Below are 25,382 nucleotides of genomic sequence, written 5' to 3'. Positions count from 1 at the left end.
GTCACACCCCCCGGGCGGCCAGGGCCGCCGCGAGGTCCAGGCCCCGGGCCCGGTCCATGTCCTCCCGGTACTTCAGCACCGAGCCCAGCGTCGTCACCACCAGGTCCGCGTCCGCCTCCCGGGCGCCCAGCGCGTCCAGCGCCTGGGCCCAGTCGATCGTCTCGGCCACCCCCGGGGGCTTGAGCAGGTCCGCGCCCCGCAGGGCCTGCACCAGCGAAGTCACCTGCTCGGCCAGCCGTTGGGACACCTCGGGGAGCCGCCGCCGCACGATGGCCAGTTCCCGCGCGAAGGACGGATGGTCGAACCAGTGGTACAGACACCGCCGCTTCAGCGCGTCGTGCACCTCCCGGGTCCGGTTCGAGGTCAGCACCACCACCGGCGGCGCCTCGGCCCGCAGCGTGCCGAGTTCCGGGATCGAGACGGAGTACTCGGACAGCAGCTCCAGCAGGAACGCCTCGAACTCGTCGTCGGCGCGGTCGATCTCGTCGACCAGCAGTACCGACGGCTGCGTCTGGAGGGCCTGGAGCAGCGGTCGGGCGATGAGGAATCGCCGGTCGTACAGCTCGCTCTCCAGACGGTCGGCGTCCGTCACCCCCGCCGCCTCGGCGGCCCGCAGGTGCAGCAGCTGGCGCGGGAAGTCCCAGTCGTACAGCGCCTGGGAGGCGTCGATGCCCTCGTGGCACTGGAGGCGGATCAGCGGCGCGCCGAGCACCTCGGCGAGGGCGGCGGCGAGCGCGGTCTTGCCGACGCCCGCGTCGCCCTCGCAGAACAGCGGCCGGTGCAGCCTCAGGGCCAGGAAGCAGGTGACGGCCAGCCCCTCGTCGACGAGGTACCCCGTCTCCTCCAGGCGGGCCCGCACCTGTTCCGGGTCTTCCATCCGGGTGATCGGCGCTCACCCCCATCCGGTGGCGGTCAGCACCGCCCGCCGGGTCAGAACCCGCGCGAGGTGCTGCCGGTACTCGGGGGAGGCAGCCAGGTCCTGCGACGGCCGGGCGCCCTCGGCCGCCGCCTCGGAGGCCCGGGCCACGGCCTCGGGGCCGTCGGCGCCGGACAGCGCCTCCTCGGCGGCCGTGGCCCGCAGCGGTGTGGAGCCCATGTTGGTGAGGCCGACGCGCGCCTCGGCGATGTGCCCGTCGTCGCGCCGCACCAGCGCGGCGACACCGACGATGGCCCAGGACTGGGCGACCGGGTGGAACTTCTCGTAGTGGAAGCTCCAGCCGTCCGTCTTCGGGATCCGCACCTCCACCAGGAGTTCGTCGGGCGCCAGCGCCGACTGGAGGTAGTCGACGAAGAACTCCCGCGCCGGTACCGTGCGCCGGCCGCCGGGGCCGGCCACGACCAGGCCGGCGTCCAGCGCCAGGGCGACGGCGGGCAGGTCCCCGGCCGGGTCGGCGTGCGCGAGGGAGCCGCCGAGGGTGCCCCGGTGCCGTACCGCCGGGTCGGCCACCGTGGCCGTCGCCTCGGCCAGCAGACCGGCGTGCCGGCGCACCAGCGGGTCCCGGACCACCTCGTGGTGCGTGGTCATCGCGCCGATGACGAGCGTGTCGCCGTCCTCCCGGACCCCGCGCAGCTCGCTGATCCTGCCGACGTCCACGACGAGTTCCGGGAAGGCCAGCCGCATCCGCAGCAGCGGCAGCAGACTCTGCCCGCCGGCCAGCACCTTGCCGTCCTCGCCCGCGTCGGCGAGGACGCGCACCGCCTCGTCCACGCTGTCGGGACGGGCGTATTCGAATGCGGGGGGAATCATGCCGGACCCTCCTTCCCCGAGGGGTCGTACTGGCCGGTGTCACCGGACTGGGCCGCCTGCCCGGACTGGCCGGACTGCGCGGGCCCCGTCCCCTCGACGTCGTCCGCCGCGACGCTTGTGCCGGACCGTGCCGCCCGGAGCGCCTGCCACACCCGGTGCGGCGAGCAGGGCATCCGTACGTCCTGCACACCGAGCGGCCGCAGGGCGTCCACCACGGCGTTGACGACCGCGGGCGTCGACGCGATGGTCCCCGCCTCGCCGACGCCCTTGACGCCCATGGAGTTGTCGACGGCCGGGGTCTCCGTGCGGTCGGTGACGAAGTCCGGCAGGTCCGCCGCCGACGGCACCAGGTAGTCGGCCATGGTGCCGGAGACCAGGTTGCCCTGGTCGTCGTAGACGGCCTCCTCGAACAGCGCCTGCGCGATGCCCTGGGCGAGCCCGCCGTGCACCTGGCCCTCGACGATCATCGGGTTGACGACCGTGCCGACGTCGTCCACACAGACGTACGAACGGATCCGGGTCTTGCCGGTCTCGGTGTCGACCTCGACGGCGCACAGGTGGGTGCCGTGCGGGAAGGAGAAGTTCTCCGGGTCGAGCACCGTCTCGGCGTTGATGGACGGCTCGACCCCGTCGGGCAGGTCGTGCGAGGTGAACGTCTCGAAGGCGATCTCCTGGATCGTCCTGCGGGCCTCCGGGGACCCCTTCACCGAGAACGCCCCGCCGCTGAACTCCAGGTCCTGCTCGCTCGCCTCCAGCAGGTGCGCGGCGATCTTCCGCGCCTTGTCCACGACCTTCACCGCCGCCCGGTGCACGGCCTCGCCGCCGACGGCCAGCGAACGCGAGCCGTAGGTGTCCATGCCCATCGGGGCGGACTTGGTGTCGCCGTGCACGACCTCGATGTCCTCGAACGGCACGCCGAGCACGTCGGCCGCGATCTGGCTCCAGCAGGTCTCGTGGCCCTGCCCGTGCGGGCTGGTGCCGGTGACGACTTCGACCTTGCCGGTGGGCAGCATGCGGATGCCGGCCGCCTCCCAGCCGCCGGCCCCGTACCTCAGGTCGCGCAGCACCCGGCTCGGCGCGAGGCCGCACATCTCGGTGAACGTCGACACGCCGATGCCGAGGCGTACGGTGTCCCCGCGCTCGTTGCGCTTGGCCTGCTCGGCGCGCAGGTCGTCGTAGCCGAACAGGGCCAGCGCCTTCTCGGTCGCGGCCTCGTAGTTGCCGCTGTCGTAGGTCAGGCCGGCGATCGTGGCGTACGGGAACTCCTCGTGCCGGATCCAGTTGCGGCGCCGTACCTCCACGGGGTCGAGGCCGAGTTCCGCGGCCAGTTCGTCCATGATCCGCTCGATGGCGAACGTGGCCTCCGGGCGGCCGGCGCCGCGGTAGGCGTCGGTGGGGGTACGGGTGGTGAAGACACCGGTGCAGTTGAATTCGTAGGAGTCCATCTTGTAGATGCCCGGGTACATGAAGGCGCCGAGGATCGGGATGCCCGGGGTGACGAGCATCAGGTAGGCGCCCATGTCGGCGAGCAGGTCCACCTTCAGGCCTAGCAGCCTGCCCTCGCGGGTGGCGGCGATCTCCACGTCCTGGATCATGCCGCGGCCGTGGTGCGTCGCGAGGTAGCCCTCGGAGCGGGACTCGGTCCACTTCACCGGGCGGCCGAGCCTGCGGGCCACCGCGAGGGCCAGGGCCTCCTCGCCGTACACCTGGAGCTTGGAGCCGAAGCCGCCGCCCACGTCGGGGGCGATCACCCGCAGCTTCTGCTCGGGGACCCCGGTGACCGTGGCCAGCATGATCCGCAGGATGTGCGGGATCTGGGTCGCGGAGTAGACGGTGTACTCGCCGGAGGCGGCGATCGGCGTGACGACGACCGCGCGGGGCTCCATGGCGTTGGGGATCAGCCGCTGCTGGTGGTAGCGGCGCTTCAGGGTCACCTCGGCGCGTTCGCGGACCGCGTCGAAGCTCTCGCCGGTGGCGAGCGGCCAGGTGTAGCAGCGGTTGGTGCCCTTGTCGGCGTGGACCAGCGGCGCGTCCTCGGCGAGGGCGGCCTCCAGGTCGAGTACCGGGGGCAGCGGCTCGTAGTCGACCTCGACCGCCTCCAGCGCGTCGGCGGCCGCGTACCGGTCGCGGGCGACCACGACGGCCACCGGGTCACCGGCGTAGCGGACCTCGTCCACGGCGATCGGCGGGTGGTCGGGCAGCACGATGTCCTCGGTCACCGGCCAGGCGCAGGGCAGCGAGCCCAGGCCCTCGGCGAGGTCGGCGCCGCTGAACGCGGCGATGACACCGGGGCGTTCGAGAGCGGGCGAGACGTCGACACGGGTGAGGCGGGCGTGCGCCATCGGACTGCGCAGCACGGCCAGGTGCAGCAGCCCTGCGACCTGGATGTTGTCCGTCCAGTTGGTCTGGCCGGTGATCAGCCGGGCGTCCTCCTTGCGGAGCCGGGAGCGGCCGATCTCGCGCTCTACGGCCTGGTCGGTCATGCCGTCGCCTCCTCGGTGATCTGCTGTCCGGAGGCGGCCCCCCGCCCGGCTTCCGCCCCGCCGGGGGAGTTCTCCCCGTCGGCGGCGGCGAGCACCGCGCGAACGATGTTCTGGTAGCCGGTGCACCGGCAGAGGTTGCCTTCCAGGGCCTGCCGGACCTCGTCGGAGGTGGGGTGCGGGTTCTCGCGGAGCAGATCGCGCGCCGCCATGATCATCCCGGGGGTGCAGTAGCCGCACTGCAGACCGTGCCGCTCGTGGAAGGCGCGCTGGAGCGCCGTCCACTCGCCGTCGCGGGCCAGTCCCTGGATCGTGGTCACCTCGCCGCCGTCGGCCTGTACGGCCAGCACCGAGCAGCTCTTGACCGTCGCGCCGTCCAGGTCGACCGTGCACGCCCCGCAATTCGAGGTGTCGCAGCCGATCGGGGTGCCGGTGAGGCCGAGGCGGTCACGGAGATAGTGGGCGAGGAGGAGACGGGGTTCCACGTCGTCCTCGTACGTCGTGCCGTCCACGTTCACCTTGATGTGGGTCATGCGCCCTCCAAGCCGTGCGGGCAGGAGTGAGGAATCAACCACGCTCGCGTGATGTAGGTCACTCTAAGGCGGCCCTCCGGACGCGGCGAGTGCTGCGGCGCCGATTCGTTGAGCGTTAATCGATTGCCGTCGGCGGAGCGTCCCTGCTGCACTGCCCGGGACCCGATGCCCCTCGGGACGTCACACGGAGAGGACCCCTCTGATGCGCGCAGCGTGCATGTCCACCCAGGAAGGAACCCACCCCGTGCCGAAGGACATCACGCTCAGTGCATCTGCTCAATCTCGGAATTCTCGCGCATGTCGACGCAGGTAAGACCAGTCTGACCGAACGGCTGCTGTACACGGCCGGAGTGATCGACGAGGTCGGCAGCGTCGACGCGGGCAGCACCACCACCGACACCCTCGCGCTGGAGCGGCGGCGCGGCATCACCATCAAGTCCGCCGTCGTGTCGTTCCCGCTCGACGGCGTCACCGTCAACCTCATCGACACCCCCGGCCACCCGGACTTCATCGCCGAGGTCGAGCGCGTGCTCGGTGTCCTCGACGGTGCCGTGCTGGTCGTCTCGGCCGTGGAGGGCGTCCAGGCGCAGACGCGGGTGCTGATGCGGACGCTGCGCCGGCTGCGCATCCCGACGCTGGTCTTCGTCAACAAGATCGACCGGCGGGGTGCCGAGGACGACGCCGTGCTCCGCGGACTGGCGCGGCGGCTGGCCGCGCCGTTCGTCCCGATGGGGCGGACCGCGGCGCGCGGCACCCGTGCCGCCCGCTTCGTCCCCCACCTCGGCCCGGCCGCGCTGGACACCCTGGCCGACCACGACCACGGGCTGCTCGCCGCCTACCTGGACGGCGAGGTCCCCGAGGCCCGGCTCCGCGCCGCCCTGGCGACCGGGACCCGGAGCGCACTGGTCCATCCGGTGTACTTCGGCTCCGCCGTCACCGGCGCCGGCGTGCCCGAGTTGATCGACGGCATCGAGCATCTGCTGCCTCCCGCCGCGGGCGACCCGTCCGGCCCCCTGTCCGCCTCGGTCTTCAAGGTCGAACGCGGCCCGGCGGGCGAGAAGATCGCCTACGCCCGCCTCCACACCGGCACGCTCAGCGTCCGCGACCGGGTGCCCGTGGGCGCGGACGGCGACCGGCCCGGTCATGCCCGGCCCACCCCCGCGCCCCGCGCGACCGCCACCCGCAAGGACGGCCGGGTCACCGCGATCAGTGTCTTCGACCGGGGCACCGACGTACGGCGGGACAGTGCCGGGGCCGGCCGGATCGTCAAGGTGTGGGGGCTGGGCGGGGTCCGGATCGGGGACGCGCTCGGGGTGCCGACGGCGGCGTACCGGCGGCATTTCGCGCCGCCCACCCTGGAGACCGTCGTCGTCCCGGGCCCCGGCACCGACCGGAGGTCACTGCACCTCGCGCTCACCCAGCTCGCCGAGCAGGACCCGCTCATCGGGGTCCGGCACGACGAACGGCGCCGGGAGACCTCCGTCTCGCTCTACGGCGAGGTGCAGAAGGAGGTCGTCCAGGCCACCCTCGCCGACGAGTACGGTCTGGCCGTCACCTTCCGCGGGACGACCACCCTGTGCATCGAGCGGCCGGCCGGCTCCGGGCACGCCGTGGAGTTCAACAAGAAGGACGCCAACCCCTTCCTTGCCACGGTCGGCCTGCGAATCGACCCGGCGCCGCCCGGCTCGGGAGTGGCGTTCCGGCTGGAGGTCGAGCTGGGCTCGATGCCGTACGCCTTCTTCCGGGCCGTCGAGGACACCGTCCGCGAGAGCCTCGGCCAGGGGCTGCACGGCTGGCGGGTCACCGACTGCACGGTCACCATGACCCACTCCGGCTACTCGCCCCGGCAGAGCCATGCCCACCAGGGCTTCGACAAGAGCATGTCGAGCACCGGCCACGACTTCCGGGGTCTGACGCCCCTGGTCCTGACCGAGGCGCTGCGCCGGGCCGGCAGCCTGGTGCACGAGCCCCTGCACCGCTTCCGCCTCCAGGCGCCGGCGGACACGCTGGGCGTGCTGCTGCCGGTGCTCGCCCGGCTCGGTGCCGTACCCGAGACCACCGGAACGCACGGCCCGGCCTGTGTCCTGGAGGGAACCGTGCCCGCGGCCCGGGTGCACGAGCTGGACCAGCGGCTGCCGGGGCTGACCCGGGGCGAGGGCGAGCTGGAGACGGCCTTCGACCACTACGCCCCCGTCACCCGCGGCAAGGTCCCCGAACGAGCGCGCACCGACCACAACCCGCTGAACCGTAAGGAGTACCTGCTGAACGTGGCGGGCAGGACGGGGGACTGACCCGATGGACCGCTCAACTCCCTTCCGGACCGGTCCAGTCGGCCTGCACGTGCCCCAGCCGGACGCGCTGCGGATGGTCGCCGACGGAGACCGACGTCACCTTCCGGCCCGTGGCGAAGTCGATCGCCGTCACCTGGTCGGCGCCGCTCTCGGAGACGATGCAGTCCTTGCCGTCGCCGCTGATCGTCGCCCAGTACGGCTTCGACGCCGTGACCAGCGGACCCTCCTGGAGCGTGGCACGGTCGACGACGGTGGCGTAGTCGTCCATGGTGCCCGCGACGCACAGCTTCGTGCCCGCGGGGTTCATCGAGATCCCGTGGTGGCGCGAGTCGTTGACCCACGTGGTGCGGTCCTCGCTGGTCGCCGGGTTCTTCGGCAGGGTCTTCATCCGGGTGATCCTGTCGGCGGCGACGTCGTACTCCAGGAAGCCGTTGAAGAACGACACCTGGAAGTACAGCTTCGACTCGTCGGGGGAGAAGACCGCCGGGCGGACCGCGTCGGAGTAGTTCTTCAGCCCGAACGCGTCCAGCCGCTGACGCATGTCGATGACCTTGACCTGCTTGTACGTGGTCGCGTCCACGACGGTGATGCGCCGGTCGCCCTTGGTCCAGTCCCAGATCGGGTCGTCGAGGGCGGTGTTGACGTCCCCGATCGACATGTTCCAGATGTACTTGCCGTCCCGGGAGAAGATGTTCTCGTGCGGTTTGTCGCCGGTGGCGAACGAGCCCAGCTGCCTGCCGGTGGCGATGTCGAGCACGTGCACGGTGTTCGCGGTGGAGGCGGACACCGCCACCCGGGTGCCGTCCGGCGAGACCGCCATGTGGTCGGAGCGGTAACCGGCCACGGGGAAGCGCCAGTTGACCTTCCCCGTGGCGAGGTCGAGGGAGACGACGTCGGCGAAGCTCGGCCGGGACACCACCACCGACCTGCCGTCCGGGGTGGAGTACATGTCGTCCGCGAACTGGTCGTGGCCCTCGCCGACACCGTTGCGGATCGCCTGGAAGTAGATCCACTTGATCGGGTCGGCGTTGATCTCCGCCATCCGGGCGGCCTTGTCCGGGACGACGTCGATCCGGCCTATCTTCGCGAAGTCGCCGGTGGACCTGATGACGTCCGCGGTGCCGTCCCAGTTGTTGCCGACGAACATCACCTCGCGCAGCCCGTCGGACGTGTCGGCCGCCGCGGAGGCGACGGAGGCGGCGGAGGTGGCGGCCGCGGGACCGGCGGCGGTCAGGACGAGGGCGGCGGCCACGGAGCAAAGGTGCCTGGTTCTGGAGGCAGGCATGACTGCTCTCTTTCCTCAAGGGGGAATCTGAACACGGGCGCTTTCACAGTGAACTTACGGAAAAGTAAGGAGGGGTCGGGCTTCTCGACAAGATGTGTGCACGACAAGATTGGGTGATCGCAGGGGCTAGGGAGGGAGAAGGGTGACGGGCAGGCTCAAGACGCCCACGGGCCGCTACGGCGGCAGGACCGCCGAGGAACGGCAGGCCGAGCGCCGGCGGCGCTTCCTCGACGCGGCGCTGCGGCTGTTCGGCGGCACGCCCGGCTTCCGGGGGACGACGGTCGCCGCCCTGAGCCAGGCCGCCGGACTGTCCACGCGCCAGTTCTACGAGGAGTTCCGCGGCCTGGAGGACGTCCTCGCCGCGCTCCACCTCCAGGTCAACGGCTGGGCCGAGGAAGCCGTGCTGGACGCCCTCGCCTCTGCGGAGGGACTGCCGCTGGCCGAGCGCGCCGCCGTCCTCTTCCGCGCCTACGCCCGGGGCGTCACCCTCGACCCGCGCCGTATCCGCATCACCTTCGTGGAGATCATCGGGGTCAGCCCGCGCCTGGAGGAGCAGCGCCTCGCGCGCCGCGCCCGCTGGATCGACCTGATCCGCGCCGAGGCGGACGCCGCCGTTGCCCGCGGGGAGGCCGCGCCGCGCGACTACCGGCTCGCGGCCACGGCCTTCATCGGCAGTGTCAACGGGCTCCTGCACGACTGGAGCGCCGGCTGGGTGGACGCCACCCTGGACGAGGTGGTGGACGAGCTGGTGCGGCTGCTGCTGGGGATGCTCCGGCCGGAGGACTGGCGGCCCGCGGCCGGGTGACGTGCGCGGCCGGGGCAGTGCGGCGCGGCGGCGGTCCGGTGCCGACCGTGACGAGGGGTGCCGGGTGTGGCAGGCCCAGGTCACCGGGGGCGCCGGCCGCTCGGCGCGCGCGTTCGGCCCGGAACTGGTCTGCTGGTGCGGGGGGCCGTCGTACCCGTTCTCCGGAGAGACACATGACTACCTACCGAGTCGCGCAGGTGGCGACCGCGGACGGCGCCTTCGAGCTGGTCGAGCGCGAGGTGCCGCGGCCGGGGCCCCGCCATGTGCGGATCGCCGTCGAGGCCTGCGGGATCTGCCACAGTGACGCCCTCTTCGTGAGCGGCGGCCTGCCCGGCGTCACGTTCCCGGTGGTGCCCGGGCACGAGATCGCCGGACGCGTCGAGGAGCTCGGCGAGGACACGCAGGCCTGGGGATACCAGGTCGGCGACCGGGTGGCGGTCGGCTGGTTCGGCGGCAGCTGCGGCCACTGCACGCCCTGCCGTCAGGGCGACTTCATCGTGTGCGTCAACCTGCAGGTCCCCGGCTGGACCTACGACGGAGGCTTCGCCGACAAGGTCGTCGCCCCCGTCGACGCCCTGGCCCGGATCCCCGAAGCGCTGTCGGTGAGCGACGCCGGCCCCCTCGCCTGCGCGGGCGTCACCACGTTCAACGGACTGCGGCGCAGCTCCGCCGAACCCGGCGACCGGGTCGCGGTGCTCGGCATCGGAGGCCTCGGGCACCTCGGGGTGCAGTACGCGGTGGCGATGGGCTTCGAGACCATCGCGATCGCCCGCGGCGCCGAGAAGGCCGACTTCGCCAAGCAGCTGGGCGCCCACCACTACGTCGACAGCACCTCCGGCACCCCGGTCGCCGAAGCCCTGCAGTCCCTCGGCGGCGCCCACGTCGTGCTCGCCACCGCCGGGAACTCCGAGGCCATCACGGCCACCGCCGACGGCCTCGCGCCACGCGGGGAGCTGGTCGTCATCGGAGCGGACACCGCACCGCTCGGCATCAACCCGGCCCAGCTGCTCCTCGCCGGGCGCGTGGTCCGCGGTCACCCGTCCGGCACCTCGCAGGACGTGGAGGACACCATGGCCTTCAGCGCCCTGCACAGCATCCGCCCGATGACCGAGACCGTCCCGCTGACGGAGGCGGACGAGGCCTACCAGAAGATGCTCGCCGGACGGGCCCGCTTCCGGATGGTGCTGCTCACCGCCGGCTGACGCCCCGGCCGCCCAGCCGGTCCACCGCCTCGACCACGGGGCGCGCGGGGGCGCCGGGGCGCCTACACGGCGACGGAGAGCACCAGCGCGCTCCCCGCCAGCACCGCGCAGCCCAGCAGGAGGCAGGCCAGCAGGCGTGTGCGCAGGGTGCGGTAGCGGAATTCGTAGTCCCGGCGCAGTTCCTCGGCCCGTTCGGCGGTGCGGTGCCAGGAGGCGCGGGCGAGTGTCAGGTACTCCGCCTCGAACTGGGCCTCCAGATCCTCCCGTTGGGTGTCGGTGAGCCAGCCCAGCCGGGAGGCGAGGCGTGCGCCCGCCGTACGGCCCTCCTGTCGTGCGGCGGCCAGCAGCAGATGGCCCTCGATCTCCCGCACGAGGGCCGGCCCCTCCAGCTCGCCGCCATCCTCGGCCGTCATCGGACGGCCACCTCCCGCTCACGGGCCCGGATCTCCGGGTGGTGGAGGTCGAAGGCCGGGGACTCGCTGCGGATCGGCGGGAGCGTGCGGAAGTTGTGCCGGGGCGGCGGGCAGGAAGTGGCCCATTCCAGCGAACGGCCGTAGCCCCAGGGGTCGTCGCTCTCCACCCGCTCGCCGTACCGGGCCGTCCTCCAGACGTTGTAGAAGAACGGCAGCAGGGACGCGCCGAGCAGGAACGAGAAGACCGAGGACACCGTGTTGAGCGTCGTGAACCCCTCGGCCGCCAGATAGTCGGGGATCCGGCGCTGCATGCCCTCGGCGCCCAGCCAGTGCTGTACCAGGAACGTGCCGTGGAAGCCGGTGAACAGCGTCCAGAACGTGATCTTGCCGAGGCGCTTGTCCAGCATCTTGCCGGTCATCTTCGGCCACCAGAAGTGGAAGCCGGCGAACATCGCGAAGACGACGGTGCCGAACACCACGTAGTGGAAGTGCGCCACCACGAAGTAGGAGTCGGAGATGTGGAAGTCGATGGGCGGTGAGGCGAGCATGACGCCCGTCAGACCGCCGAAGACGAACGTGACGAGGAATCCCATCACCCAGAGCATGGGCGTCTCGAAGGACAGCGAGCCCTTCCACATCGTGCCGATCCAGTTGAAGAACTTCACGCCGGTCGGTACGGCGATGAGGAACGTCATGAAGGAGAAGAACGGCAGCAGCACTCCGCCGGTGACGTACATGTGGTGGGCCCACACCGTCACGGACAGACCGGCGATCGCGATGGTCGCCGCGATCAGGCCCATGTAGCCGAACATCGGCTTGCGGGAGAAGACCGGGATGACCTCGGAGATGATGCCGAAGAACGGCAGCGCGATGATGTACACCTCTGGATGGCCGAAGAACCAGAAGAGGTGTTGCCACAGCAGGGCGCCGCCGTTGGCGGCGTCGAAGACGTGGGCGCCGAACTTGCGGTCCGCCTCCAGGGCGAACAGCGCGGCCGCGAGGACCGGGAAGGCCAGCAGGACCAGGACGGCCGTCAGCAGCACGTTCCACACGAAGATCGGCATGCGGAACATGGTCATGCCGGGCGCGCGCATGCAGATGATCGTGGTGATGAAGTTGACGGCGCCGAGGATGGTGCCGAAGCCGGAGAAGGCCAGACCCATGATCCACAGATCCGAGCCGAGACCCGGGCTCCGGATCGCGTCCGACAAAGGGGCGTACGCGAACCAGCCGAAGTCCGCCGCGCCCTGCGGCGTGAGGAAACCACTCACAGCGGTGAGCGAGCCGAACAGGTAGAGCCAGTAGGCCAGCATGTTCAGCCGGGGGAACGCCACGTCGGGCGCGCCGATCTGCAGCGGCATGATCCAGTTCGCGAAACCGGCGAACAACGGCGTCGCGAACATCAGCAGCATCACGGTGCCGTGCATCGTGAACGCCTGGTTGAACTGCTCGTTCGACATGATCTGCAGACCCGGCCGGGCCAGCTCGGCGCGCATGAACAGCGCCAGCACACCACCGAACAGGAAGAACCCGAACGCGGTGACCAAATAGAGCGTCCCGATCGTCTTGTGATCGGTGGTGGTGAGCCACTGTACGGCCCTGGTGTCTCTGATCCTCTTCACGCCCCGCCTGTGTCCGCGCCCCGCCCACGCGTCACACTCGGACGACGCGAGGAGCATCACGGAAGAAGGGTGTGACGATCCCGGCCGTGCCGGACACGAACCGAACATGAGCAACGACGAGATCTTCGCCGCTGCCTATCGCGAGCACTACTGGGCGGTCAGCCGCTATGTCGCGAGGCGGCTTCAGGGGCGGACCGGCGAGGTGGAGGAAGTGGTGGCGGAGGTGTTCACGGTCGCCTGGCGACGCCGGGCCGACCTGCCGGCCTCACCGCTGCCCTGGCTGTACGGGGTCGCCCGCAACTGCCTGGCGAACGCGGTACGCGGCTACGGGCGGCGGCGCCGGCTGGTGGACCGGCTCGGCAACGACGAGGCCGCGCACGGCCGGCACATCGTGGACAGCCCCGACGCCGAGGCCCCGGGCGCCTGGGTGCACGAGGCCCTGGACCGGCTGTCCCCGGCGGACCGGGAGATACTCCGGCTGGCCGCCTGGGAGGAACTCGGCGCCGAGGAGATCGCGGTCGCTCTCGGCTGCGGCAGGCGCGCGGCGACGATGCGCCTGCACCGGGCACGGCGCCGGCTCCGGGCCGAGATCGACCGGCCGGGCCCCGCCCCGTCCGACCCGCCCGAAGGCCGGCCCGCGCCGACTCCCGTCCCCGCCGACGCGACCCTGTGCAAGGACCACGGACATGGCTGACGAACTCGAACTCCTCCACCGCGCCGACCCGGTGCCGGCCGACCACCCCCGGTTCGGCGAGGGGCCGCTCGACGACCGTGCCGAGCGGCAGCTCACGCGACTGATGACGGAGGAGCCGCTTGCCGCACCTACCGGCCGCCTTCTTCCGCGCCCGTGGGCCCGGCCGCTTCCGGCACCCGCCGGCCGCCCCCCGCGCGTCCGGCTGGTCTGGGGCCTGGCCGCCACCGCCGTCGTCCTCGCACTCGCCCTCGACGCCGTGCTCGGCGGCGCGGGCACCCCGCGGGCCGTCGCCGCGCCCCGCCCGCTGACCGTCCGCACCCACTCCGCGCCCGTGCCCCTGACGGACATGACGGCCCTCGCCGACGCGGCCGCCTCGGGCGGCTCCCCACGCCTGCGCAAGGGGACGCACGTGCAGTCGTGGAGCCTCGGCATGAGCGACGACAAGCCCCCCGTCACCCTCCCCGAGGAGCGCGTGGTGCGCTGGCGCGCGGACGCCACCCACACCGAACTGGTCGTGGCGACCGACCCGCGCCGCCCCGGCAGGCCGGTCCTCACCGACCAGGGCGACGCGCCGCACGAGGTGGCGGACGGCCATGTGATCAGCCGGACCACCTACCCGCCGATGTGGAGCGACGCCCCGCCCGAAGCGCCCCCACCGCACACCGCGGCGGCGCTGAGCGCCTACCTGACCGAGGTCGTCCGCCCTGGGACCGACAGGAGCACGGCTCCACTGAGCACCGCCGAACTCCTCGACGCCACCGCGGAACTGCTCGACCACTGGACCCTCGGCGCCCGCGAGTCGGCGGCCCTCGTCCACCTGTTCGCGAAGACCGGTGGGCTGCGCCCCGTCGGCGAGGTGACCGACCGCCTGGGCCGCCCCGGCCACGCGTACGCCTACGACGCTCGCGGCATCCGCCACATGCTCGTCCTGGAACCGCGCACCGGAGCCGTCCTCGGCATGGAGGACACCTACACCGAGGACGACCCCGAGTACGGGGTGAAGGCCGGGGACGTCATGGCCTACAGCGCCTGGATGCGCTGATCACACCCCGAGCTGCCGGGTGGCGGCGTCGACGGTCTGCTCCAGCAGCGTGGCGATCGTCATCGGACCGACACCGCCCGGCACCGGCGTGATCAGCGAGGCCCGCTCCACGGCCGAGTCGAAGTCGACGTCGCCGACGTTCCCCGCGTTGTAGCCGGCGTCGATCACGACCGCGCCGGGCTTGATGTCCTGCCCGCGGATCAGCCGCGGGCGGCCGACGGCGGCGACGACGATGTCCGCCTCGCGGACGGCCGCCGAAAGGTCCCGGGTGCGCGAGTGGCAGTACGTCACCGTGGCGTCCCGGGCCAGCAGCAGCATGCCCACCGGCTTGCCGAGGATCGCGCTGCGGCCCACCACGACGGCCCGCTTCCCGGCCGGGTCGACGCCGTACTCGTCGAGCAGCCGCACGATCCCGCCGGGCGTGCAGGAGACGAAGCCGGGCAGGCCGAAGCTCATCGTGGCGAAGGAGGCGAAGGTGACACCGTCGACGTCCTTCTCCGGGGCGATCGCCTCGAACGCCGCGCGCTCGTCGACGTGGTCGCCCACCGGATGCTGGAGCAGGATGCCGTGCACCCCCGGATCGGCGGACAATTCCCGCAGCGTGGCGACGAGTTCGGCAGTGGTCGTGGCCGCGGGCAGAGCCACGTGGCGCGACTCGATCCCGGCCGTCCGGCAGCGGTTCTGCTTCATGCGGACGTACGTCACGGACGCCGGGTCCTCGCCGACGAGCACGGTCGCCAGACACGGCGCGCTGCCGGTGCGCCCGGTGAGGTCGGCGGCCTTCTTCGCGGTGTCCTCGACGATGCGGCGGGCGAGGGCGGTACCGTCCATCAGACGGGCCTGGGTCATGCTGCACACTCCTGAGCTGGATCGACTCTCCTCGCCCAGGCGCGCGGCATCCACCGAAGGCCGCTCCCCGGTGGTTCTCCACCTCAGCGCCAGTCACGGCCGGGTACAGCGTAACCGAGCGGGTGACGGGGGGAGCCGCCCCGTCGGCGCGATCCGCCCCGTCCGTGGCGGCGGGCCGCTCGGCGCGGTGGCCCGCTCAGCGCGGCCGGGTCCGCCGTCCCCTCGGGCCACGCGGCAGCGAAGGACGCGCGCGCATGCCTTCCAGCACCGATCGGACCAGCGCGGCCGACACCGGCAGCCGCACCGTGAGGGCCGGCGCTCCGCGGCGCGTACGGGTGCGGGGCACCCGGCCGAGTACCGCCCGGGCCGACAGGGTCCAGGTCACTCGCGTGCTGACCTGGACCCTGGCGATCCTCCTCGCGCCGCCTGCCATGCCAGGCCGCTCCTACTCGTCCCAGGCCTGGATGAGCAGCTGGTTCGTGATCTTGCCGTCGCGCAGGGTGACCATCGACTCGGCGATGACCCGGGTGCCGTCCCCGTACTGGCAGGACTCGCTGAACGCGGCGTGGTCGCCCTGCACGACGCACTGCTCCAGCTTGTGCGTCATGTCGCGGCTGTAGATGTCGTCCAGCAACTCGGCGATCTGGCCCCGGCCCCGCAGCACGGTGGGCTCGCTCGGCTGGTGGTTGTGGTCGACGATACGGATCTCCGCGTCGTCGGCGTAGAGGGACAGAAGGGTGTTCCCGGTGTTCCCTTCGATGCCCCGGCGCAGCGTCTCGGCGTCGAAGGCGCGGCCTGTCGCGGTGCCCATGGTGACCTCCTTCAGGCGCCCGCGGCCCGATGAGGAACGGGACGCGCGGGCCTCACCTCCGAGACTCCTCCGGCCCGGCGGCCTCGGCAAGCGCAGAACGGGTGCTCCGCCTCACGGGTGAGCGCGGCCCGCCGCCCGTGTCCGGCCGGGCCCCGGAACCGTTGCTGAAGGCATGATCTCAACACGACGCATCGCCGCCGCGGTCGCCCTGGCCGCCGGTATCACCGGCCTCGCCGCATCGTCGGCGAACGCGGCCGGCGGCGCCCCGCTGGTCGACAAGCTCGGCGCGGTGAACACGCTGGACTCGCTGGCCGTCAGCGGTGTCCCCGCGCAGGACCAGGCGAAGATCCCGCGGGTCTCCCAGCAGCTCCAGGCGCTCAACCACCTCCGGGAGCTGAACCAACTGAACCAGGTGGAGCAGGTCCTCGCCCCCGCCGCGCCCGTGCTCGGCCTGGCCTCGGCCATCCCCATCCACTGAGCCCGCACCCGGGCAGCAGGGCCGTCCCGACCGGGGCGGCCCCCGCCGTTTCCGCCCGCCGAGGGGGCGCGAACACCGAGTGGGGCGCCCCGGGTTCAGCGCCCCAGGGGTGCCGGAGGGCAGGGCGCTCCGGAGCCGGCGACCGGAAAGATCCACGTCCGTCGTCGTGGTCCGTCCCGCCCGCAGATCGACAGCGCGTAGGGTCGGCGGGTAAGGCATGTCGAAGGAAGGGGCCAGGCCATGGCGCAGGAAGTACGCGGCGTGATCGCACCGGGGAAGGACGAGCCCGTACGGGTCGAGACGATCGTGGTGCCGGACCCCGGGCCCGGCGAAGCCGTCGTACGGGTACAGGCCTGCGGCGTCTGCCACACCGACCTGCACTACAAGCAGGGCGGCATCTCCGACGACTTCCCCTTCCTGCTCGGCCACGAGGCCGCCGGTGTCGTGGAGTCGGTCGGCGAGGGCGTCACCGACGTGGCGCCCGGGGACTTCGTCGTCCTCAACTGGCGTGCCGTGTGCGGCACCTGCCGGGCCTGTCTGCGCGGCCGCCCCTGGTACTGCTTCAACACCCACAACGCCTCGCAGAAGATGACGCTCGCCACCACCGGCCAGGAACTCTCCCCGGCCCTCGGCATCGGCGCGTTCGCCGAGAAGACGCTGGTGGCCGCCGGACAGTGCACCAAGGTCGACCCGGCCGTCTCCCCGGCGGTCGCCGGACTGCTGGGCTGCGGGGTGATGGCCGGGATCGGCGCCGCCATCAACACCGGCGGTGTCGGCCGCGGCGACTCGGTCGCCGTCATCGGCTGCGGTGGTGTCGGTGACGCGGCCGTCGCCGGGTCGTACCTGGCCGGCGCGTCCCGGATCATCGCCGTGGACATCGACGACCGCAAGCTGGAGAAGGCCCGCACGCTGGGCGCCACCCACACCGTCAACTCCCGCACGACAGACCCGGTCGAGGCGATCCGCGAACTCACCGGAGGCTTCGGCGCCGACGTCGTCATCGAGGCCGTCGGCCGCCCCGAGACGTACCGGCAGGCCTTCTACGCCCGCGACCTCGCCGGCACCGTCGTCCTCGTGGGCGTCCCCACGCCCGAGATGAAGCTCGAACTGCCCCTGCTCGACGTCTTCGGCCGCGGCGGCTCCCTGAAGTCCTCCTGGTACGGCGACTGCCTGCCCAGCCGTGACTTCCCCATGCTCGTCGACCTGCACCTGCAGGGCCGGCTGCCACTGGACGCGTTCGTCACCGAGACGATCCAACTGGACGAGGTGGAGAAGGCGTTCGAGCGGATGCACCAGGGCGACGTGCTGCGCTCGGTGGTGGTTCTCTGATGACCGTCCGCATCGAACGCCTCGTCACCTCGGGCCAGTTCAGCCTGGACGGCGGCACCTGGGACGTCGAGAACAACGTGTGGATCGTCGGCGACGAGCGGGAGGTGATCGTCATCGACGCCGCCCACGACGCCGAGGCGATCGCCCGTGCCGTCGACGACCGGCGCCTGTCCGCCATCGTGTGCACCCACGCGCACAACGACCACATCGACGCGGCCCCCGCCCTCGCCGACCTCACCGGCGCCACCATCTGGCTGCACCCAGACGACCTGCCGCTGTGGCGGATGACCCACCCGGACCGCGAGCCCGACCGGCACCTCGCCGACGGCCAGGTCCTGGAGACCGCGGGCGCGGACCTGACCGTCCTGCACACCCCCGGGCACGCGCCGGGCGCCGTCTGCCTGTACGACCCCGGCCTCGGCACCGTCTTCACCGGCGACACCCTCTTCCAGGGCGGCCCGGGCGCCACCGGTCGTTCCTTCTCCCACTTCCCGACGATCATCGACTCCATCCGCGACCGCCTCCTCACCCTGCCACCGGAGACCAAGGTCCTCACCGGCCACGGCGACCCCACCACGATCGGCGCCGAGGCCCCCCACCTGGAGGAATGGATCAAGCGCGGCCACTAGGCCCGCCGGAAAAGGCGACAGGAGATGTCCGGCTTTCCCGCGACAGTGGAGGACGACAGCAGTCGTACCGCACGGAAGGCCGGACATGTCGGACGAACCACAGGGCAAGGTGGCGCTGGTCGCCGGGGCGACCCGGGGCGCGGGCCGGGGCATCGCCGTCGAACTCGGCGCGGCCGGCGCCACCGTCTACGTCACCGGACGCAGCACCCGCGCCCGCCGCTCGGAGTACGACCGCCCCGAGACGATCGAGGACACCGCCGACCTCGTCACCGCGGCCGGCGGCCGGGGCATCGCCGTACCCGTCGACCATCTGGACGGATCCGCCGTACGGGCCCTGGTGGAGCGCATCGCGGACGAGCAGGGCCGGCTCGACGTCCTCGTCAACGACATCTGGGGCGGCGAGAAGCTCTTCGCGTGGGACACCCCCGTCTGGGAGCACGACCTCGACAACGGGCTCCGGCTGCTCCGTCTCGCCGTCGAGACCCACGCCATCACCAGCCACCACGCCCTGCCGCTGCTGCTGCGCCGGCCCGGCGGACTGGTCGTGGAGGTCACCGACGGCACCGCCGAGTACAACCGCGACACCTACCGCGTGAACTTCTTCTACGACCTCGCCAAGGCCTCCGTCCTGCGCATGGCCTTCGCCCTCGGCCACGAGCTCGGCCCGCGCGGTGCCACGGCCGTGGCCCTGACACCGGGCTGGATGCGCTCGGAGATCATGCTGGAGGCGTTCGGCGTCCGCGAGGACAACTGGCGCGAAGCCCTCGACCGCGAACCGCACTTCGCCGTCTCCGAGACCCCCCGCTTCACCGGCCGCGCCGTCGCCGCGCTCGCCGCCGACCCCGACGTGGCCCGCTTCAACGGGCAGTCGCTCTCCAGCGGCGGGCTGGCGCGGGTCTACGGCTTCACCGACCTCGACGGCAGCCGCCCCGACGCCTGGCGGTACCTGGTCGAGGTGCAGGACGCGGGCAAGCCGGCCGACGTCACCGGTTACCGGTGAGCCGCGGGGTCCACCGGTTCCCGTGATACGGCGCCCTCGGGGGCCGTACGGTCGCCCCATGACCGATCACACCCGCTTCGCGGGACACGGAGTTCTCGTCACGGGCGCCGCCCGCGGCATCGGCGCCGCCGTCGCCCGGCGGCTCGCCGAAGAGGGCGGCCGGGTCCTGGTCACCGACCGGGACCTGCCGGAGGCCGAGCGCACCGCGGCCGCGCTCGGCCGACAGGGCCTCACCGCCGAGGCGTATGCCTGCGACGTCGCCGACCGGGGCTCCGTGGAGGCGGCCGTCGCCCGCGCCGTGGCCGCCTTCGGCTCCCTCGACGTGCTGGTCAACTGCGCCGCCCACTGCACCCCGGACGCCGCGCTGTTCGAGGACGACCCCGACGACGCCTGGGCCCGCGACCTCGACGTCACCCTCACCGGTGCCCACCGCTGCTGCCGGGCGGCGCTGCCCCACCTCGCCGCCTCCGGCCGCGGGGCGATCGTGAGCATCGGGTCGGTCAACGGCCTGCAGGACTTCGGCAACCACGGCTACAGCGCGGCCAAGGCCGGCCTCGGCTCCCTCACCCGGACCCTCGCCGGGCACGCGGCCGCCCGCGGGGTGCGGGTCAACCTGGTGGTGCCGGGCACGGTCCGCACCTCGGCGTGGGAGGGGCGCGACGACGACCTCGACGCCGTCCGCGGTCTGTACCCGCTCGGCCGGGTCGGCGATCCCGAGGACATCGCCGCGGCCGTCGCCTTCCTCGCCTCCCGTGACGCCGCCTGGATCACCGGCACCAGCCTGGTCGTCGACGGCGGCCTGACCGCGGTCAACACCGGCTTCCACACCGCCGTACGGGCCACCCCCTGAGCGTGCCGGGGACGGCCGGGACCGCCCGGAGGCCCCCGGACGCGGACGTCACCCGGAGGCCGCCGCCAGCGCCTCCAGCACGCGATCGGTGTCGGCCCGTGTGGTGCGCCAGTTGCTGAACGCGGCCCGCAGGCCGGGCACCCCGCCGTACACCGTCGGGGTCACGTACGCCTCCCCGGAGGCGGCGACCGCCCGGGCCAGCGCGTCGACCCGCTCCTGCGACGGATCCCCGGCGAGGGTGAAGCAGACGACGTTGAGCCGGACCGGCGCCAGCAGCCGCAGACCGGGCAGGGCGTCGATGCCCGCGCCGAGGCGGCGGGCCAGCGTCACGTTCCGCTCGACGATCTCCCGGTGCCCCGCGCGCCCGTAGGCCACCAGCGAGAACCACGCCGGCAGGGCGCGCAGCCGCCGCGAGTTCTCCGGGGTGAGGTGCAGGAAGTCGGGCTCGCCGGTGGGCGGGCCGAGATAGGGGGAGGCGTTGTGGAACACCGCCACCTGCAGATCGGGGCGGCGGGTGAACTGCACGGCCGCGTCGTAGGGCACGTTGAGCCACTTGTGCAGGTCCACGCAGACCGAGTCGGCCGCGTCGAGACCGTCGACGAGGGCGGCGTGCTCGGGGGACAGCGCGGCGAAGGCGCCGAACGCCGCGTCGACGTGCAGCCAGAAGCCGTATCGCTCCTTCAGGGCGGCGATCGCCCGCAGATCGTCGAAGTCGACGGTGTTCACGGTGCCCGCGTTGGCGACGACGATCGCGGGCCGGCCGTCCCGCCCGGCGAGCGCGGCCTCCAGCGCGGTGACGTCGACGGCCTCCCGGCCGCCGGGCAGCAGCGGCACCAGGCGCAGCCGGTCCCGGCCGATGCCGAGCACGGACATCGCCTTGGTGATGCTGGAGTGCGGGCTGCCGGAGAGCACGTCGACCGGGCCCAGCGCGGCCGCGCCCTGCCGGGAGACATCCACGCCCAGCCGCTCGCCGAGCCACTCTCGCGCGATCGCGAGGCCGACCGTGTTCGACATGGTGGCGCCCGTCACGAACGCCCCGCCGTGCGCCTCGCACAGACCGAACAGTTCGCGCAGCCAGGCCACCGTCTCCCGTTCCAGCTCCGCCGCCCACGAGCCGCCCGCGCCCGACAGGTTCTGGTCCAGGGCGGAAGTCAGCCAGTCGCCGGCGACCGACGCGGGTGTGGCGCCGCCGGTGACGAAGCCCAGGTAACGGGGGCCGGCCGAACCGGAGAAGCCCGGCGCCCACCGTTCGGCGAACCGGGTCAGGGCGGCCTCGGCCCCGGCGCCCTCGGCCGGAAGCGGCGCACGCCCGGGCGCCCGGCCGGCTGCGGCGACCGGCCGCTCCGCCAGACCGGTCAGCTCGCGGGCGGCGAAGTCGCGGGCGTCCTGCAGGAGTTCGGGAAGCCGGGAGAGATCGCCGGCGAGTGCGGGGTGCATGTGCCGCAGCGTAGGGCGGTCGGCCGGCCGCGCACCCGGTCCAATCGGCGAGAACTGGACCGTGTCGGGCCCCGCCCGCCACACGTGTCACCGCCCGCCCGAGCGGCGAAGTTCACCGTTTTGTCACAGCCCGACCACTCGCACAACCTTGTCCGTCCACAGCGGGTCTAGTAGTCCGAGGTCGCGGGAATCGCGCAGGAAGACACCTGGGGGAGGCCCCGGGGCGCTGGGGAGAAGAGGAAGTACCCATCATGGGGGACATACGCAGACGAGGTGCGGTCGTGCTGGGCGTCACGGGGCTGGTGGCGCCGCTCACCCTCGCCCTCACCGCGGCACCGGCGCAGGCCGCGAGCTGCACCACGCAGGCGGGGCCGTACCAGAAGCAGGTCGAGAAGTTCCTGGGCCGCCCGGTCGACGGCAAGCAGTCCGCCGCCGACTGCAAGGCGACCCAGGCCTTCCAGACCAAACACGGCATCACGCCCAACATCGGCTACGCCGGCTCCGTCACCTGGGGCGTGATGGACCTGATGAACAAGCAGAAGGCCGTCGGGAGCAACCCGAACAAGGACGGCAAGTGCCCGGTGAACAAGGGCCGTATCGCCTGCGTGAACCTCACGCTCCAGCTCAGCTGGATCCAGGACGGCAAGAAGCTCGTCTACGGCCCGGTGCCGGTGCGCACCGGACGCGACGGCTACGAGACCCGCACCGGCCTGAAGAAGATCTACTGGCGGGACATCGACCACGTGTCGAACATCTACAACGTGCCGATGCCCTACAGCCAGTTCTTCGACGGCGGCCAGGCCTTCCACTCGGTGGGTCTGAGCATGTGGAACCCGCCGGGCTCGCACGGCTGCGTCAACATGACCACCACGACCGCCAAGAAGTACTGGTCGCTGCTGAAGAACGGCGACGACGTCTTCGTCTACGGCCGCAAGCCGGGCACCTGAGCCCCGGGGGGCCACTGAGCCCTCACGCCCCGGGTGCGTCCCCGAAGTCGGGGATCGCCAGCCTGACCCCACCCTGCCGTGCCGACTCGTGCGCGACGATGCCCGGCAGGGTGTAGCGGGCGGCCACCCAGGCGTTGACCGACGGCAGCGTGCGGGTCCCGACCGCGGTGACGAAGTCGTCCACCAGGAAGTGGTGGCTGCCCTCGTGCCCGTTGTGCAGCCGGTCGAAGACGCGCGGCAGCCGCGAGCGGTCGTGCACCGGCGCCGACCCGGAGGTGAAGGCCGCCCGCAGCTCGGGCGCGATGTGCCGCAGCGACGGGTCGTCGGGGGAGAGGGTCGGTCTGGGCTCCAGCAGTTCGCTGATGTCCTTCACGCCCTTCTTGTCCTGCCACAGCGCCACCGTCGCCAGCTGCTCCATGCTGGCCTCCGTCCCGAAGAACCGGAACCGGGACTCCCGGATGTGTGACGGGTAGCCGACCCGGCGGAACTCGTTCGTCCGGAACGAGCCGCCGCCCGCCACCTCGAACAGCGCGGTCGCGTTGGACACGTCGTTGTCGAACCGGCTGACCGAGCGGTCGAAGACGCCGTCGCCGCGCTCGTCGCGCACACCGATCGCCGACACGCTCACCGCGTGGGTCTGCCAGGCCCCGAGCACGCCGCCGACCGAGTGCGTCGGGTACAGCAGCGGGGGGTAGCTGGCGGTCGACTTCCAGTCCTCGCCGCCGCTGTAGCGGTAGGCGTCGTAGAAGCCCAGGTCCATGTCGTGGACGTAGTCGCCCTCGGCGTAGAAGAGCCGGCCGAACGCGCCCTCGGCGATCTGGTTGCGCGCGTGCACGGTGGCCGGGTTGTACTGGCTGGTCTCGCCCATCATGTACGTCAGCCCGGTCGACCGGACCGCGTCGACGATCGCCGATATCTCGTCCGTGGTGATCGCCATGGGGACGGCGGAGTACACGTGCTTGCCGGCGTTCAGCGCCGCGAGGACCAGCGGGCCGTGCGTCCAGCGCTGGGTGAAGATCGCGACCGCGTCGACCGCCGCCGACTCCAGCATGGCCGCGTACGACGGGAACGTGCCCGCGAGGCCCTGCGCGGCGGCGAGCCGCTCGGCCCGCTCGGGCAGCAGATCGGTGACATGGACGTCACCGACTCCGGGGTGGGCCTGGAACAGCGTGGCGAACTGGCCGGCGAACTGCCCGGCGCCGACGATGCCGAGGGAGAAGGTCATGCATGTTACTTTTGCTGCGGAAGAATAGGTGCGTCAAGAGGGCTGCATGAGCGTGCCTCCTGAGCGCTCCGGGCGAGCGCCTGACGCCATAACTTCCGCATCGGAATAAAAGGCGCCGAGAGGCACCCAGGAGAGGGAGGGACCGGGGCCCATGACCAGCTGGCTGCCGCTCAGCCCCGCGGAGCGCTCCGTGGCGATCGAGGTCCTCGTGCACGGACCGCTGTCCCGCACCGAACTGGCGCGTAGGCTGCACCTCTCCCAGGGCAGCCTCACCCGGCTGACCAAACCGCTGACCGAGTCCGGCCTGCTCGTGGAGGCCCCCGCGGCCGGCGGTGCGGCGCGCCAGGGGCGTCCCTCGCGGCCGCTCGACGTCCGGGCCGAGGCCAGTTCGTTCCTCGGCTTCAAGATCACCGCCGACACGGTCTACGGCGTCGTCACCACCCTGCGCAGCCAGGTGACCGACCGCCTCGACCGGCCGCTCGCCACGCACGACCCGGGCGCCGTCGCCGACCTGGTCGCCGAGACGGCCGCCGAACTGGCCGCACGCCATCCCGGCGTGGCGGGCATCGGTGTCGGCGTGGGCGGCCGGGTGCGCGAGCGCGCGGTCGTGGCGGAGTCGGCCTTCCTGGGCTGGCGGGACGTGCCGTTCGCCGCGCTGCTCCAGGAGCGCTCCGGCCTGCCGGTCGTCGTCGAGAACGACGTGGCCGCCCTGGTCGAGGCGGAGACCTGGTTCGGCGCGGGCCGGGGACTCGACCGGTTCGCCGTTCTGACCATCGGCGCCGGCATCGGCTACGGACTGGTGCTCGGCGGCACGCGGGTGCCCTTCGACGAGGAGGACCGCGGCTTCGGCCGGTACTGGATCCTCGACCCGTCCGGCCCGCTCACCCCCGACGGCGCCCGGGGCAGCGCCGTGTCCTTGCTCACCGTCCCCGGCATCGAGTACCAGATCCGGGCCGCCACCGGCGCCGACGCCCGCTACGAGGACATCCTCGCGGGTGCCGGAGCGGGCGAACCCATGGCCTCCCGGGTGATCGGCGAGGCCGCCCGGGCGCTCGGCACGCTCGTCGCGCAGATCGCCAACTTCGCGATGCCGCAGAAGATCCTGCTGGCCGGCGAGGGAGTCGGACTGATGGATGTGGCGGGGAACACGGTCCGGGAGACCGTCCGCGCCCACCGGCATCCGCTCGCCGCTCCGGTCGACCTGGAGACCAGGGTCTCGGACTTCCACGACTGGGCGCGTGGCGCCGCCGTGTTGGCGATCCAGGTCCTGGTGCTCGGCGGGGCCGGAAAGTGAACTCCCGTCCGTGACGGACTCATTGACGTGATGAGTAACACGGTCCGATATGTCCGTATCCGGTGGGCTTACTCACAGCGCCTTCACCTCCGGCGGCATATGCTTCACAACATGTCCACCACTGTTGAAGCCGTCACCGAGCGATCGGCCGCGGAGGTCAACGAGGAGATCCGGGCCCTGTGGCTCCGGTCGGGCGGGACACTGACGACCGAGCAGCGCGCTGAGTACCAGCGCCTCGTGTTGGAGTGGGCCGCCGCGGCCCCGCAGTCGCAGTCGCGGCCGCACCGCGCGGCCTGACCGACCCGGCGCCCTTCGCGCCGCACCGTCCCGGGTACCCGTGTGCGCACGGGTGCCCTTCTCGTTCTTCCTCCGGGGCCCCGCACGGCACATCCGTCCCGAAGCCCGCCCAGACCTCGCAC

At 72.3% G+C, this 25,382-nt stretch carries 24 protein-coding genes and 1 riboswitch; of the genes, 13 read left to right on the top strand and 11 right to left on the bottom strand.

Annotated features, from left to right (window positions below; genetic code table 11):
• Position 1: 1 nt before the first annotated feature.
• The 4 genes from BLW57_RS05450 to BLW57_RS05435 are packed head-to-tail and all read right to left on the bottom strand — an operon-like array spanning position 2 to position 4,760.
• Complete coding sequence (locus tag BLW57_RS05450) at positions 2-877, bottom strand: AAA family ATPase (RefSeq protein WP_093472540.1); 876 nt, start codon at positions 875-877, stop codon at positions 2-4.
• A 15-nt stretch (positions 878-892) separates the two neighbouring features.
• Positions 893-1,747, bottom strand: coding sequence for an FAD binding domain-containing protein (locus tag BLW57_RS05445; RefSeq protein WP_093472538.1), 855 nt, complete (start codon positions 1,745-1,747; stop codon positions 893-895).
• Complete coding sequence (locus tag BLW57_RS05440) at positions 1,744-4,230, bottom strand: xanthine dehydrogenase family protein molybdopterin-binding subunit (protein ID WP_093472537.1); 2,487 nt, start codon at positions 4,228-4,230, stop codon at positions 1,744-1,746. Before BLW57_RS05440 ends, BLW57_RS05445 begins: the two co-directional genes overlap by 4 nt.
• Positions 4,227-4,760 carry a (2Fe-2S)-binding protein gene (locus tag BLW57_RS05435; RefSeq protein ID WP_093472535.1) on the bottom strand — a complete coding sequence of 178 codons (534 nt, stop codon included), beginning with the start codon at positions 4,758-4,760 and terminating at the stop codon, positions 4,227-4,229. Before BLW57_RS05435 ends, BLW57_RS05440 begins: the two co-directional genes overlap by 4 nt.
• A 266-nt stretch (positions 4,761-5,026) precedes the next feature.
• Between BLW57_RS05435 and BLW57_RS05430 the strand changes: the two genes are divergently transcribed.
• Positions 5,027-7,051: an elongation factor G gene (locus BLW57_RS05430; protein ID WP_093472534.1), complete on the top strand. Its 2,025-nt coding sequence runs from the start codon at positions 5,027-5,029 to the stop codon at positions 7,049-7,051.
• Between the two features lie 13 nt (positions 7,052-7,064).
• On the opposite strand, the gene BLW57_RS05425 is transcribed toward BLW57_RS05430, so the two are convergent.
• The gene (locus BLW57_RS05425; RefSeq protein ID WP_093472533.1) at positions 7,065-8,336 is read right to left on the bottom strand and encodes a YncE family protein; all 1,272 of its coding nucleotides are present in this window, start codon (positions 8,334-8,336) and stop codon (positions 7,065-7,067) included.
• A gap of 142 nt (positions 8,337-8,478) precedes the next feature.
• Here BLW57_RS05425 and BLW57_RS05420 point away from each other — a divergent pair, with 142 nt between their 5' ends.
• On the top strand, positions 8,479-9,141 hold the full coding sequence (locus tag BLW57_RS05420) for a TetR/AcrR family transcriptional regulator (RefSeq protein ID WP_093472532.1): 663 nt from the start codon (positions 8,479-8,481) through the stop codon (positions 9,139-9,141).
• A gap of 173 nt (positions 9,142-9,314) precedes the next feature.
• On the top strand, positions 9,315-10,343 hold the full coding sequence (locus tag BLW57_RS05415; protein ID WP_093472531.1) for an alcohol dehydrogenase: 1,029 nt from the start codon (positions 9,315-9,317) through the stop codon (positions 10,341-10,343).
• 62 nt (positions 10,344-10,405) lie between these two features.
• Here the strand turns inward: BLW57_RS05415 and BLW57_RS05410 are convergent, their stop codons facing one another.
• Both BLW57_RS05410 and ctaD read right to left on the bottom strand, forming a co-directional pair.
• On the bottom strand, positions 10,406-10,756 hold the full coding sequence (locus BLW57_RS05410) for a hypothetical protein (protein ID WP_093472529.1): 351 nt from the start codon (positions 10,754-10,756) through the stop codon (positions 10,406-10,408).
• Positions 10,753-12,378 (bottom strand): aa3-type cytochrome oxidase subunit I, encoded by a 1,626-nt coding sequence (ctaD, locus tag BLW57_RS05405; protein ID WP_093472528.1) that lies wholly within the window; start codon positions 12,376-12,378, stop codon positions 10,753-10,755. Before ctaD ends, BLW57_RS05410 begins: the two co-directional genes overlap by 4 nt.
• A 106-nt stretch (positions 12,379-12,484) precedes the next feature.
• Between ctaD and BLW57_RS05400 the strand changes: the two genes are divergently transcribed.
• The gene (locus tag BLW57_RS05400) at positions 12,485-13,072 is read left to right on the top strand and encodes an RNA polymerase sigma factor (protein WP_093472526.1); all 588 of its coding nucleotides are present in this window, start codon (positions 12,485-12,487) and stop codon (positions 13,070-13,072) included.
• On the top strand, positions 13,065-14,114 hold the full coding sequence (locus tag BLW57_RS05395; RefSeq protein ID WP_093472525.1) for a CU044_5270 family protein: 1,050 nt from the start codon (positions 13,065-13,067) through the stop codon (positions 14,112-14,114). Before BLW57_RS05400 ends, BLW57_RS05395 begins: the two co-directional genes overlap by 8 nt.
• Here BLW57_RS05395 and BLW57_RS05390 read toward each other — a convergent pair whose 3' ends face one another.
• Positions 14,115-14,963: a bifunctional 5,10-methylenetetrahydrofolate dehydrogenase/5,10-methenyltetrahydrofolate cyclohydrolase gene (locus tag BLW57_RS05390; RefSeq protein WP_093472523.1), complete on the bottom strand. Its 849-nt coding sequence runs from the start codon at positions 14,961-14,963 to the stop codon at positions 14,115-14,117. It lies immediately after the preceding gene.
• Between the two features lie 26 nt (positions 14,964-14,989).
• A riboswitch (ZMP/ZTP riboswitch) is annotated at positions 14,990-15,070 on the bottom strand.
• A 338-nt stretch (positions 15,071-15,408) separates the two neighbouring features.
• The gene (locus BLW57_RS05380) at positions 15,409-15,774 is read right to left on the bottom strand and encodes a nuclear transport factor 2 family protein (RefSeq protein ID WP_073890895.1); all 366 of its coding nucleotides are present in this window, start codon (positions 15,772-15,774) and stop codon (positions 15,409-15,411) included.
• Positions 15,775-15,946: 172 nt separating this feature from the next.
• On the opposite strand from BLW57_RS05380, the gene BLW57_RS05375 reads away from it, so the two are divergent.
• From BLW57_RS05375 to BLW57_RS05355, 5 genes are all read left to right on the top strand, one after another.
• Positions 15,947-16,252 (top strand): hypothetical protein, encoded by a 306-nt coding sequence (locus tag BLW57_RS05375; protein ID WP_093472520.1) that lies wholly within the window; start codon positions 15,947-15,949, stop codon positions 16,250-16,252.
• Between the two features lie 240 nt (positions 16,253-16,492).
• On the top strand, positions 16,493-17,581 hold the full coding sequence (locus BLW57_RS05370) for an S-(hydroxymethyl)mycothiol dehydrogenase (RefSeq protein WP_093472519.1): 1,089 nt from the start codon (positions 16,493-16,495) through the stop codon (positions 17,579-17,581).
• On the top strand, positions 17,581-18,210 hold the full coding sequence (locus BLW57_RS05365; protein ID WP_073890890.1) for an MBL fold metallo-hydrolase: 630 nt from the start codon (positions 17,581-17,583) through the stop codon (positions 18,208-18,210). The genes BLW57_RS05370 and BLW57_RS05365 overlap by 1 nt, the downstream gene beginning before the upstream one ends.
• An 85-nt stretch (positions 18,211-18,295) precedes the next feature.
• Positions 18,296-19,210, top strand: coding sequence for an SDR family oxidoreductase (locus tag BLW57_RS05360; protein ID WP_093472517.1), 915 nt, complete (start codon positions 18,296-18,298; stop codon positions 19,208-19,210).
• 58 nt (positions 19,211-19,268) lie between these two features.
• Complete coding sequence (locus tag BLW57_RS05355) at positions 19,269-20,060, top strand: SDR family NAD(P)-dependent oxidoreductase (protein WP_093472516.1); 792 nt, start codon at positions 19,269-19,271, stop codon at positions 20,058-20,060.
• A gap of 48 nt (positions 20,061-20,108) precedes the next feature.
• On the opposite strand, the gene BLW57_RS05350 is transcribed toward BLW57_RS05355, so the two are convergent.
• Positions 20,109-21,497, bottom strand: a complete 1,389-nt coding sequence (locus BLW57_RS05350) for a pyridoxal phosphate-dependent decarboxylase family protein (protein ID WP_093472514.1) — start codon at positions 21,495-21,497, stop codon at positions 20,109-20,111.
• Between the two features lie 251 nt (positions 21,498-21,748).
• Between BLW57_RS05350 and BLW57_RS05345 the strand changes: the two genes are divergently transcribed.
• Positions 21,749-22,444 (top strand): L,D-transpeptidase, encoded by a 696-nt coding sequence (locus BLW57_RS05345; RefSeq protein ID WP_093472513.1) that lies wholly within the window; start codon positions 21,749-21,751, stop codon positions 22,442-22,444.
• Positions 22,445-22,466: 22 nt separating this feature from the next.
• Here BLW57_RS05345 and BLW57_RS05340 read toward each other — a convergent pair whose 3' ends face one another.
• Entirely contained in the window at positions 22,467-23,669 is a 1,203-nt protein-coding gene (locus BLW57_RS05340) for a Gfo/Idh/MocA family protein (protein WP_093472512.1), read from the bottom strand.
• A 151-nt stretch (positions 23,670-23,820) separates the two neighbouring features.
• On the opposite strand from BLW57_RS05340, the gene BLW57_RS05335 reads away from it, so the two are divergent.
• Positions 23,821-24,963 carry an ROK family transcriptional regulator gene (locus BLW57_RS05335; protein ID WP_093472510.1) on the top strand — a complete coding sequence of 381 codons (1,143 nt, stop codon included), beginning with the start codon at positions 23,821-23,823 and terminating at the stop codon, positions 24,961-24,963.
• A gap of 99 nt (positions 24,964-25,062) precedes the next feature.
• A complete protein-coding gene (locus BLW57_RS05330; RefSeq protein ID WP_093472509.1) occupies positions 25,063-25,260 on the top strand; it encodes a hypothetical protein in 198 nt (65 codons plus the stop codon).
• The last annotated feature ends 122 nt before the right edge of the window (positions 25,261-25,382 follow it).

This window comes from Streptomyces sp. 1222.5, from assembly GCF_900105245.1.
Classification (GTDB): domain Bacteria; phylum Actinomycetota; class Actinomycetes; order Streptomycetales; family Streptomycetaceae; genus Streptomyces; species Streptomyces albidocamelliae.
The sequence above is the reverse complement of the archived record's forward strand: the minus strand, read 5'-3'. Positions and strand labels throughout refer to the sequence as shown.

Bases quoted from the DNA above. Each gene is read 5' to 3' on its own strand.
- BLW57_RS05410 (WP_093472529.1), bottom strand. From the start codon at position 10,756: ATGACGGCCGAGGATGGCGGCGAGCTGGAGGGGCCGGCCCTCGTGCGG.
- BLW57_RS05440 (WP_093472537.1), bottom strand. From the start codon at position 4,230: ATGACCGACCAGGCCGTAGAGCGCGAGATCGGCCGCTCCCGGCTCCGC.
- BLW57_RS05425 (WP_093472533.1), bottom strand. From the start codon at position 8,336: ATGCCTGCCTCCAGAACCAGGCACCTTTGCTCCGTGGCCGCCGCCCTC.
- BLW57_RS05365 (WP_073890890.1), top strand. From the start codon at position 17,581: ATGACCGTCCGCATCGAACGCCTCGTCACCTCGGGCCAGTTCAGCCTG.
- BLW57_RS05355 (WP_093472516.1), top strand. From the start codon at position 19,269: ATGACCGATCACACCCGCTTCGCGGGACACGGAGTTCTCGTCACGGGC.
- BLW57_RS05390 (WP_093472523.1), bottom strand. From the start codon at position 14,963: ATGACCCAGGCCCGTCTGATGGACGGTACCGCCCTCGCCCGCCGCATC.
- BLW57_RS05330 (WP_093472509.1), top strand. From the start codon at position 25,063: ATGCTTCACAACATGTCCACCACTGTTGAAGCCGTCACCGAGCGATCG.
- BLW57_RS05445 (WP_093472538.1), bottom strand. From the start codon at position 1,747: ATGATTCCCCCCGCATTCGAATACGCCCGTCCCGACAGCGTGGACGAG.
- BLW57_RS05350 (WP_093472514.1), bottom strand. From the start codon at position 21,497: ATGCACCCCGCACTCGCCGGCGATCTCTCCCGGCTTCCCGAACTCCTG.
- BLW57_RS05380 (WP_073890895.1), bottom strand. From the start codon at position 15,774: ATGGGCACCGCGACAGGCCGCGCCTTCGACGCCGAGACGCTGCGCCGG.
- BLW57_RS05450 (WP_093472540.1), bottom strand. From the start codon at position 877: ATGGAAGACCCGGAACAGGTGCGGGCCCGCCTGGAGGAGACGGGGTAC.
- BLW57_RS05335 (WP_093472510.1), top strand. From the start codon at position 23,821: ATGACCAGCTGGCTGCCGCTCAGCCCCGCGGAGCGCTCCGTGGCGATC.
- BLW57_RS05395 (WP_093472525.1), top strand. From the start codon at position 13,065: ATGGCTGACGAACTCGAACTCCTCCACCGCGCCGACCCGGTGCCGGCC.
- BLW57_RS05435 (WP_093472535.1), bottom strand. From the start codon at position 4,760: ATGACCCACATCAAGGTGAACGTGGACGGCACGACGTACGAGGACGAC.
- BLW57_RS05340 (WP_093472512.1), bottom strand. From the start codon at position 23,669: ATGACCTTCTCCCTCGGCATCGTCGGCGCCGGGCAGTTCGCCGGCCAG.
- BLW57_RS05370 (WP_093472519.1), top strand. From the start codon at position 16,493: ATGGCGCAGGAAGTACGCGGCGTGATCGCACCGGGGAAGGACGAGCCC.
- BLW57_RS05375 (WP_093472520.1), top strand. From the start codon at position 15,947: ATGATCTCAACACGACGCATCGCCGCCGCGGTCGCCCTGGCCGCCGGT.
- BLW57_RS05415 (WP_093472531.1), top strand. From the start codon at position 9,315: ATGACTACCTACCGAGTCGCGCAGGTGGCGACCGCGGACGGCGCCTTC.
- BLW57_RS05360 (WP_093472517.1), top strand. From the start codon at position 18,296: ATGTCGGACGAACCACAGGGCAAGGTGGCGCTGGTCGCCGGGGCGACC.
- BLW57_RS05400 (WP_093472526.1), top strand. From the start codon at position 12,485: ATGAGCAACGACGAGATCTTCGCCGCTGCCTATCGCGAGCACTACTGG.
- BLW57_RS05345 (WP_093472513.1), top strand. From the start codon at position 21,749: ATGGGGGACATACGCAGACGAGGTGCGGTCGTGCTGGGCGTCACGGGG.